The following is a 9,631-nucleotide window of genomic DNA, read 5'->3' on the forward strand; positions in this document are numbered from 1 at the left end:
GGGTAAACTTTTCTTACTTGGCGCTACAGCGTTGTTAGCTGCACTGACGTTATAGCGTTACGCGTTAAGGGCCGCAAGAATTTCGCCACTGCTGCGCACGCGGGAGATGCGCGGGAAGATATGCTTAACCGCAAATTGCTGCATTTCGGTACTGGCGGTACTGCAACCGTCTTCTGCAATGACTAATTCATAGCCATGTTCCCATGCGGCACGGGCAGTAGACTCAACCCCAATATTGGTCGCAATCCCCGCCAGTACGATGGTTTTGATACCACGACGGCGCAATTGCAGATCCAAATCAGTGCCGTAAAAGGCCCCCCACTGATGTTTGATCACGCGAATATCCTGATCCGTTACGGCCAGCTCTTCAGGGAACGTCCACCATGAGTCCGGCAATCCGCCAGCAGGCGAAGGGCTTGGCTGGTCTACCGGTTGTTTTAGCGCTTCAGCAAAGGAATCTGACCAACCGACTCGCACTAAAACAACCGGTGCGCCAAGCCGACGGAACTGCTCAGCCAGTCGAGCGTTGGTGGCGATGACGTGTTCCGCACTATAAGGGCCTTTGGCGTAGGGTAAAATCCCTTGTTGCAGATCAATCAATACCAATGCGGTGGTTTTTGCGTCAAGTTTCATTATGTCGTGCCCCAATATCATGATGTGAAAGCTCGGATGACCAGCGTAATCCGCCGGTCAGTTTATGCCAGCATAGGTTATCGGTCAGCCCTGACGAGGGAAGAAATTTGTTAAATGATGTGTTAAAACATCGCTGAAAGAGATTTTGTCATGCCTGAGCTGTGCGTTCGCTCTTATCTCTGATACGAATTTCCTTTATAATGACCCCCTTTTTTCAACACTTTTTAATCCCAAACACCTAAGAAAATAGTCGCACGGACGTGCAAAACGCGTGCGGCATCGGCTGAGTAAAAGGATATTGTATGCGTACTGAGTATTGCGGGCAGTTGAATCTGTCCCATGTGGGCCAAAGCGTTACACTGTGTGGTTGGGTTAACCGTCGTCGTGACTTGGGTGGCCTGATATTTATTGATATGCGTGATCGCGAAGGTATCGTTCAGGTATTCTTCGATCCGGATCATAAAGCCGCTTTTGAACACGCTTCTGAGCTGCGTAATGAGTTCTGTATCCAGATTACCGGTACCGTGCGTGCGCGCCCTGATAGCCAAATCAATAAAGATATGCCTACCGGTGAAGTGGAAATATTTGCCAGCGCGCTGAATATCATCAACCGCTCTGAGCCGCTGCCACTGGACTCTAATCAGACCAATAGCGAAGAGCAGCGCCTGAAGTATCGCTACCTCGATTTACGCCGTCCTGAAATGGCTAATCGACTGAAAACCCGTGCCAAAATCACCAGTTTTGTACGCCGCTTTATGGACAGCCACGGTTTCCTCGATATCGAAACGCCTATGCTGACTAAGGCGACACCTGAAGGTGCACGTGACTATCTGGTGCCAAGCCGGGTTCATAAAGGCAAGTTTTATGCTTTGCCGCAGTCACCACAGCTATTCAAGCAACTGCTGATGATGTCTGGCTTCGACCGCTATTATCAAATCGTAAAATGCTTCCGTGATGAAGATTTACGTGCTGATCGGCAGCCTGAATTTACTCAGATCGATGTTGAAACCTCTTTCATGACCGCCGACCAAGTGCGTGAAGTGATGGAGAAACTAGTACGCGAATTGTGGCAGGAAACCAACGGGGTCTCACTGGGCGATTTCCCGGTAATGACGTTTGCCGAAGCCATGCGCCGTTACGGTTCAGATAAGCCGGACCTGCGTAACCCACTGGAATTGGTGGACGTCGCGGATCTGGTTAAAGAGATCGAGTTTAACGTTTTCTCTGGCCCGGCAAATGACGCCAAAGGCCGCGTTGCGGCATTGCGTGTCCCCGGTGGCGCACAGGTGACCCGTAAGCAAATTGGCGAGTACGTCCAGTTTGTTAGCATTTATGGCGCGAAAGGCCTGGCATGGCTGAAAGTTAACGACCGCGCGGCGGGCATGGAAGGGGTGCAAAGCCCAATCGCGAAATTCCTCAGCGCAGAGGTGTTGGAAGCCATTCTGGCCCGCACTCAGGCAGCAAGCGGCGATATCCTGTTCTTTGGTGCCGACAGTGACAAAATCGTGACTGATGCGATGGGCGCATTGCGTCTGAAAGTCGGTCGTGATCTGGCGTTGACCAAGCTGGGGACATGGGCACCGTTATGGGTGGTTGATTTCCCAATGTTTGAAGATGACAGCGAAGGCGGCCTGACGGCGATGCATCATCCGTTCACTGCGCCGAAAGAGATGAGCCCGGAACAATTGGCTGCTGCACCTACCACGGCTATTGCCAATGCCTACGATATGGTGATTAACGGCTACGAAGTGGGGGGGGGGTCTGTGCGTATTCACCGCACTGAAATGCAGCAAACGGTGTTTGGTATTCTGGGCATCAATGAACACGAACAGCGTGAGAAGTTTGGCTTCCTGCTGGATGCACTGAAATTCGGCGCACCGCCGCATGCGGGTCTGGCTTTTGGTCTGGATCGCTTGGTGATGCTGCTGACCGGCACCGATAACATCCGTGATGTTATTGCCTTCCCGAAAACTACTGCGGCGGCATGTCTGATGACGGACGCACCAAGTTTTGCTAATCCAGCTTCACTGCAAGAGCTGTCTATCAGCGTAGTGGCGAAGAAAGGGGCAACGGATAGCGCGGAAGAAGAGAATCAGTAATGAATTATATATACCCAATAGATTTCAAGATGCAGGAAGGCGGCAAGCAAGAGGATCCCGATGAGCTTACACCGGTAAGTGATTCGGATGACAAATCAGCAGGGAGCAGATTTGAACGCTGCTAGCAGCGACCTCAATGAGGCGAGGCCCATGGACGGGCCGAGTAACGAGCGCAGCCAACACACTTGCAGTTTGAAAGATGACGGGTATAAGCGCCCTGAATCAATACTGGCGGTGATCTACGCCAAAAACAGTGGTCGGGTGCTAATGTTGCAACGGCGAGATGATCCTGATTTCTGGCAGTCGGTGACTGGCAGTATGGAAGATGGGGAGACGCCGTTGCAAACCGCGCAGCGCGAAGTAAAGGAAGAGGTCGGCATTGATATACTGGCTGAAAACCTCGAGTTGCTCGATTGCCAGCGCTGTGTGGAATTTGAACTCTTTGCGCATTTGCGCCGTCGCTATGCACCGGGTGTGACACGCAATAAAGAACATTGGTTCTGTCTGGCGTTACCCGAAGAGCGGGATGTGGTTATCACCGAACATCTCGCCTACCAGTGGTTAGATGCAGCGGATGCCGCAGCATTGACCAAATCCTGGAGCAATCAGCAAGCGATAGAAGAGTATGTTCTTTATTCAGTCTAATTAGACTATTTTGGAGATTCTTATGGCAGGTCACAGTAAATGGGCCAACACAAAACACCGCAAAGCAGCACAGGATGCCAAACGCGGTAAGATTTTCACTAAAATTATTCGTGAGCTGGTAACAGCGGCCCGTTTGGGGGGGGGGGATCCCGCTGCTAATCCGCGTTTGCGAGCGGCTATCGATAAAGCGTTGTCGAATAATATGACGCGCGACACCCTGAACCGTGCCATTGCCCGTGGTGTGGGGGGCGATGAAGATAACAACATGGAAACCATCATTTACGAAGGCTATGGCCCTGGCGGCACTGCCGTAATGGTTGAATGCCTGAGTGACAACCGCAACCGTACCGTATCTGAAGTCCGCCATGCCTTCACCAAAACGGGTGGCAATCTGGGTACTGATGGCTCAGTTTCTTATCTATTTACCAAGAAAGGTGTCATTTCATACGCACCGGGCCTGGCAGAAGATACGGTGATGGATGCGGCGCTGGAAGCGGGTGCCGATGATATCGTGGTTTATGACGACGGCGCCATTGATGTGTTCACTGCATGGGAATCGCTGGGGGCAGTGAAAGACGCACTGGATACCACAGGTTTGGTGGCAGAAGGTGCCGAAGTCTCTCTGATCCCATCAACCAAGGCCGATCTGGATGCAGAAACTGCACCAAAACTGCTGCGTTTGATTGATATGCTGGAAGATTCTGATGATGTGCAAGAGGTTTACCATAACGGTGAGATCTCTGATGAGGTTGCCGCGACACTGTAGTTTAGCGTCGTCTCATTCTACCCTTTAAGCCTATATTTAATCACTTCTGGCCACGTTATGTGGCCAGCGTTTTTAAGGTATCGCACCTGTGGTATCTTTTTCCATCGGTATTACTGATAAGTCGTATCGTTGATAAGCAATGCAGCGAACAAGGTAAATAAACTGCTATGGCGATCGTATTAGGTATCGATCCCGGTTCTCGTGTCACCGGTTATGGCGTTATTCGCCAGCAAGGTCGTCAGCTCACTTATCTGGGCAGCGGCTGTATCCGCACTGTAGTGGACGATATGCCTACTCGCCTGAAATTGATTTATGCTGGCGTGACTGAAATTATCACTCAGTTTCAACCTGATTTTTTTGCTATCGAACAAGTGTTTATGGCGAAAAACCCGGACTCGGCTTTAAAGCTGGGGCAAGCACGTGGCGCGGCGATTGTGGCTGCGGTAAACCTGAATTTACCGGTTTCCGAATATGCTGCCCGTCAGGTAAAACAGACCGTTGTCGGGACGGGCGCGGCTGAAAAAAGCCAGGTTCAGCATATGGTGCGTTCACTGCTAAAACTACCCGCAAATCCTCAGGCTGATGCCGCCGATGCATTAGCCATTGCCATTACTCACTGCCATCTTAGCCAAAATACCCTGCGGTTGGGCAATGACCAGATGACATTGGCGCGGGGTAGAATACGCTGATCATAGCCTTTATACTGGTAACCGCAGGAGCTTAGCTGCGGTTACCTCCTAAAATTGAGTACTTGACCCTTCTTTCGATGCATCGGCTTAAATAATCATCAGCAATATACTGAGGTTATTGATAACGTGCTCACGGTCTAACATCGAGTCATCGGGGTTTGTCAGCAGTCAGATACTATTTCTACTTTTGTTCTATCGCTAGACATTTTACTACTTTGACTTTAATTATCGCTTCAAATATAAATATAAAAACATTATCTCATTGTGCGTTGAGATTATAAGAAGAGTTAAAAATGAAAGTCAGTGAAATTTACCGGCGAGACCGGCAGGGAATTATCGTTCTTCTTTTATCGATAACAATTTTTATTATTTTCATCTTATTCTTACCGCATTTTTTATCCACGGACAATCTGGTTAATTTAGTCCGCAGTGTCACACTTCTCGGTATTCTCGCCGTGGCAATGGGAATGATTGTAATTGGCCGAGGAATCGATCTCTCATTAATATCGGTTATGGCGATGTCCACCGCCTGGCTATTAAATATGCTTAATCAGCAGATGCCGCTCGCGGTGGCGCTGCCGTTAACGCTGCTGGTGGTGATCACTATTGGCATGGTCAACGGCCTATTAATTGCCTACGCGGAGATCCCTGCGTTGTTCGCCACGCTCGCCACCGGCATTCTGGTCTACGGCGTCGGTCGCTCGCAACTGATCAGCCAGGATGTGATCTATCTGCCGAAATCTCAGCATATTATTGCAGCACTGGGTGATGCTGCACTTGGCCCGGTACCGCTGGAGATTATTCTATTTTTCGTGCTGGCAGCGCTAATGGCCTTGCTGCTACGTTTTTTTAAATATGGTCGCTATCTCTATTTAATGGGCGATAATTTACAGGCGGCGCGTAATATTGGCATTCCGGTTCGCCCACTCATTACCTTGCAATATACCGTTTCCGCGCTAGTGGCATTTATTGCTGGGTTAGTGATTGTCGCCAGTTTGCACTCAATTAATACCCGTATTATTAACTCCACTTTATTGTATGACGTGATATTAGTCGTTGTGGTGGGGGGGATAGCTTTATCCGGCGGTCGAGGCGGTATGCGTAATGTTATTTACGGCACGTTGCTCATTGGCCTATTAATAAATGGTTTAACCATCCTGGATATTTCTGATCTATATCAAAATTTCATCAAAGCCAGTTTTCTTTTAATTGCCCTGATTATTGACGGGGTGATTAATCCTCGCGATGAACAAACCGATCAACAGGGCGATATTTGAGTTATCACTTATTTACACACAGGGTAGCGAACATGAAAAAATGGCAAAAAGTGGTTGCGCTGGGTTTAGTACTCAGCGTGTGGGGCAGCAGTGCGTTTGGTCGCGAGGATCTGGGACCCGTCAACGTGGCGGAGCATCTCAAAGATAAAACGGTGGTACTGATCCCGATGGCGATGGGCATGGACTTGTCGCAAGGTTGGGCCTACTACATCGGCAAATCGTTGAAGGCAGAAGGTATCAACTTTGAAACTCGTGATCCCAACTGGAAACCTGACGACGGCGCGCAGGCGTTGACCGACGCCATTAACCGTAAAGTGGCCGCAGTTATCATGCAATCACCCGATCTGCAATCCTATTCGCGGCTTTATAAACGGGCGCAGCAGGCGGGGATTTATGTCATTCAAGTGGATAACCCGAGTAACTTCTCCTCAGATGCTTTTGTCGGCAGCAACTGGACCACCGTTGGTCAGTTGGAAGCGCAGGCGGTTGTTAAGGGCTGTGGTGCCGATTCAAGCCAAAAAATCGGCGTGATTCAGGGCGATCAGGTGAATGCCTCCAGCCTGGATCAGTGGGCGGGCTTGCAGGAAGAACTGAAAAAGCATCCGGGCTTTAAAGTGGTTGCCGCACCTTACTCTAACTGGGACGAAACCACCGCGCGTAACATCACCAGTACGCTGATTCAACAACATCCTGATGTGTGTGGCATTGTTGATTTCTGGTCAACTACCGCGCAGGGCACCGGTGCGGCAATCCGCGATGCGGGCAAGACCGGCAAAATATTTCTCGCCACTACCGGCGGCGGTGAGCAGGCTGACTGTGATCGTCTTAGTAACGGTGTGATTGATGCACTGGTTTCCACCGACGTGCCTAATCAGTCACGGGATGTCAGCACGCTGGTGAAATATCTGCTGCAAAGTGGGGCGCAGGCGGGCAGCAGTAAAACCTGGATCTACACACCGGAATCGATCACGACCCGTAATGATGTGAAACCTGGTAGCTGCTGGTCGCTGAAAGACAACGCAGCCGCTTAATCACTCCTGATCGGCCGTGCGCGGCTGATCGCTTCGTTTATCTGGTCATTCATCATGTCTATGCGCGAACGAGCGGCACGACTCCGCTACAATCTAATTCCCAGTTATCTGGTCGGCGAACTGCTGACCAAGCGCTGGATCGACAATGTGATCCCGCTGCTGTTTCTGCTGATTCTATTACCCGTGCTTAGCCATTTTCTGCCCGGTTTTTTCACGCTCTCTAGCCTGAGCGATACCTCGCGGCAGTGGGGCGAATTCTCCCTGGTGGTGATGGGGATGAGTATTGTGATGCTAGGCGGCGGTATCGATCTTAGCGTCGGTGCTATCTTTGCTCTTAGCGCGTTTACCGCCGTTTCGACCAACTCTCTGCTGGGGCTACCGCTGTGGCAATCGCTGCTGCTGACACTGGCAGTTGGCGCGCTGGCCGGTGCCTTTAATGGTGTGTTGATTGGCTATTTACGGCTGCGCGCGTTTTTGACCACACTGGTCAGTTTTATCCTGCTGCACACATTATTCGATATTCTGGTGGTGAAATATGCCACTCAAATACAACAGTCGTCGGTGGATAATCCGCAGTGGAATTTCATCGGTGAAGAGGGGATCGGGCCGCTGCCGGTCAGTTTTGTGCTGGCAGTGCTGGTGGCAATCGGCTTGCATTTATTACTAAGCCGTATGCGCCTCGGCTGGCACATTCAGGCGGTGGGCGGCTCGCGCCGTTCGGCGTGGAACACCGGTATTGCCGTGCGCCGCACGGTGTTTATCACCTATGTACTCTCTGGTTTGTGCTGTGGGCTGGCGGGGTTTTTACTTGCCACCCGCATGGGCGGCGTCGGGCCTGGCACCGGGTTGGGGTTAGAGATCATGGCGCTCACTGCCGGCGTGGTCGGTGGCAACAGTCTCGGTGGTGGACGTGGCTCCATCATGAAAGGGGTCCTCGGCGCTATTATTGTCCTGCTGCTGACCAATGGGCTAATCCGCCTTGGGTTGCCAAGTGGCAGTACCCAGTTGGTGCTGGGTATGGTGCTGATTGCCGCTGTCTTTCTCGATATTCGCTGGTTGAAAAACCGGCACAAGGTGCTGGCCAGTGTTTATGTGGCACCGATCTACACTCGTATGGGCGAAACGCTGTCGGCGGAACCGGCAGCACAATCCGCCTGGTCGTTGAATGACAAACTGGCCGATACCGAATTTATCGGCCTTGGCGAGCTGGAAGGGCCGGAGGATGTGATCCTCGATAACAATGACCATCTCTATTGCGGCACCCGCCACGGCGAAATCATCCGCTTCTTCGCGCCAGATTATCAGCGCTCCGAGGTTTTCACCCATATTGGCGGTTTTCCATTAGGTTTGGCGCTGGATAAAGACCAATCGTTGAAAATCTGCGTCGGCGCGATGGGGCTGTATTCAGTGGCGAAAGATCGCACGGTGAAGCCGCTTTCTACTCAAACCCGCCGCTCGTGGCTGTCGGTGGTGGATGATGCGCGGCTACGTGATCCTAACGACTGTGATATCGCGCCGGATGGCCGGGTGTTCTTTACCGACTCCACCACGCGCTATGACGCGCATGAATGGGCGCTGGATAGCATCGAAAGCCGCCCAACCGGCCGTCTGCTCTGTTACTACCCCGATAGTGGCAAAACGGAAACGCTGCTCAGTGGTCTGCGCTACACCAACGGCGTCTGTATCGCCCACGATGGTCTGTCGTTATTTCTGGCTGAATCCTGGGCTTGCCGCGTGCACCGTTACTGGTTCGACGGGCCGAAAAAAGGGCAACTGGAATGTGTGATCCGCGATATGCCCGGCTATCCCGACAACATAAACCGCGCCTCGGACGGCCACTACTGGATGGCGTGGCTTGGCATGCGCACACCTACTTTCGACCTCGCGCTGCGTCACCCTGGCATGCGGCGGCGCATGACGCGGCGACTGGTGCAGGATGAGTGGCTGTTCCCCAACATCAATACCGGTGGCGTGGTGAAATTCAGTGAGCAGGGCGAGATCCAGGATGTGCTCGGCAACCTTGGTGGCATGAGCCACCCGATGGTCACCTCAATGCGCGAACATAAAGGATACCTTTACGTCGGCGGCATTTTGAATAACCGTATTGGCCGCTACCGCTTGCCGGACGCCGATCCCCACTGGACCGGCTATCACTCTTATTGGGGGAAATCGCTATGAGCCGTTTTTCACTGCTCGATCTTTTTCGCGGCAAAGCGCTGACCATTCCTCCATTGGATGGTCCGCTACAGCCAAACACTGAACTGGATGATGCCGCCACCTGGCTGGCAACGCCGCAGCCCGATAATTTGACCGCCGACGGCGAGCGGGTGCTGTTCTCCAGCGGCAACCAACTATTGCAGTTGGCGGCGGAACCGCACCGTGCGGCAACACTGTTGTGGCAATTTCCGCAACAGATTGTCAGCATCGCCGCACGGCCCGGCGGCGGACTGGCACTGGCGCTGGCCGATGATTCGTTGTGGTTGTGGCAGGG

At 52.1% G+C, this 9,631-nt stretch carries 8 protein-coding genes and 1 pseudogene; 8 read left to right on the forward strand and 1 reads right to left on the reverse strand.

All coding sequences use genetic code 11. The annotated features are described in order from the left end of the window. Positions 1–57: 57 nt before the first annotated feature. Entirely contained in the window at positions 58–633 is a 576-nt protein-coding gene (locus AEP37_RS00970) for a hydrolase (RefSeq protein WP_049608495.1), read from the reverse strand. 302 nt (positions 634–935) lie between these two features. Between AEP37_RS00970 and aspS the strand changes: the two genes are divergently transcribed. The 8 genes and pseudogenes from aspS to AEP37_RS27110 all read left to right on the forward strand — a co-directional run. Continuing rightward, positions 936–2,732 (forward strand): aspartate--tRNA ligase, encoded by a 1,797-nt coding sequence (aspS, locus tag AEP37_RS00975; RefSeq protein ID WP_049608497.1) that lies wholly within the window; start codon positions 936–938, stop codon positions 2,730–2,732. Positions 2,733–2,882: 150 nt separating this feature from the next. Continuing rightward, positions 2,883–3,377 carry a dihydroneopterin triphosphate diphosphatase gene (nudB, locus tag AEP37_RS00980; RefSeq protein ID WP_049608500.1) on the forward strand — a complete coding sequence of 165 codons (495 nt, stop codon included), beginning with the start codon at positions 2,883–2,885 and terminating at the stop codon, positions 3,375–3,377. Between the two features lie 22 nt (positions 3,378–3,399). After that, positions 3,400–4,143, forward strand: a complete 744-nt coding sequence (locus AEP37_RS00985) for a YebC/PmpR family DNA-binding transcriptional regulator (protein ID WP_049608503.1) — start codon at positions 3,400–3,402, stop codon at positions 4,141–4,143. A gap of 167 nt (positions 4,144–4,310) precedes the next feature. Next, positions 4,311–4,832, forward strand: a complete 522-nt coding sequence (ruvC, locus tag AEP37_RS00990; RefSeq protein ID WP_005185237.1) for a crossover junction endodeoxyribonuclease RuvC — start codon at positions 4,311–4,313, stop codon at positions 4,830–4,832. Positions 4,833–5,125: 293 nt separating this feature from the next. Further along, complete coding sequence (locus tag AEP37_RS00995; protein ID WP_049608507.1) at positions 5,126–6,109, forward strand: ABC transporter permease; 984 nt, start codon at positions 5,126–5,128, stop codon at positions 6,107–6,109. A 32-nt stretch (positions 6,110–6,141) separates the two neighbouring features. Next, entirely contained in the window at positions 6,142–7,140 is a 999-nt protein-coding gene (locus AEP37_RS01000) for a sugar ABC transporter substrate-binding protein (RefSeq protein ID WP_049608510.1), read from the forward strand. A 54-nt stretch (positions 7,141–7,194) separates the two neighbouring features. After that, positions 7,195–9,318 carry an ABC transporter permease gene (locus AEP37_RS01005; protein ID WP_049608513.1) on the forward strand — a complete coding sequence of 708 codons (2,124 nt, stop codon included), beginning with the start codon at positions 7,195–7,197 and terminating at the stop codon, positions 9,316–9,318. Further along, positions 9,315–9,631: pseudogene (locus AEP37_RS27110) on the forward strand (hypothetical protein); the annotation flags it as partial. The gene AEP37_RS01005 and the pseudogene AEP37_RS27110, both read left to right, overlap by 4 nt.

It is taken from the genome of Yersinia pekkanenii, from assembly GCF_001152565.1.
GTDB classification, from domain to species: Bacteria; Pseudomonadota; Gammaproteobacteria; order Enterobacterales; family Enterobacteriaceae; genus Yersinia; species Yersinia pekkanenii.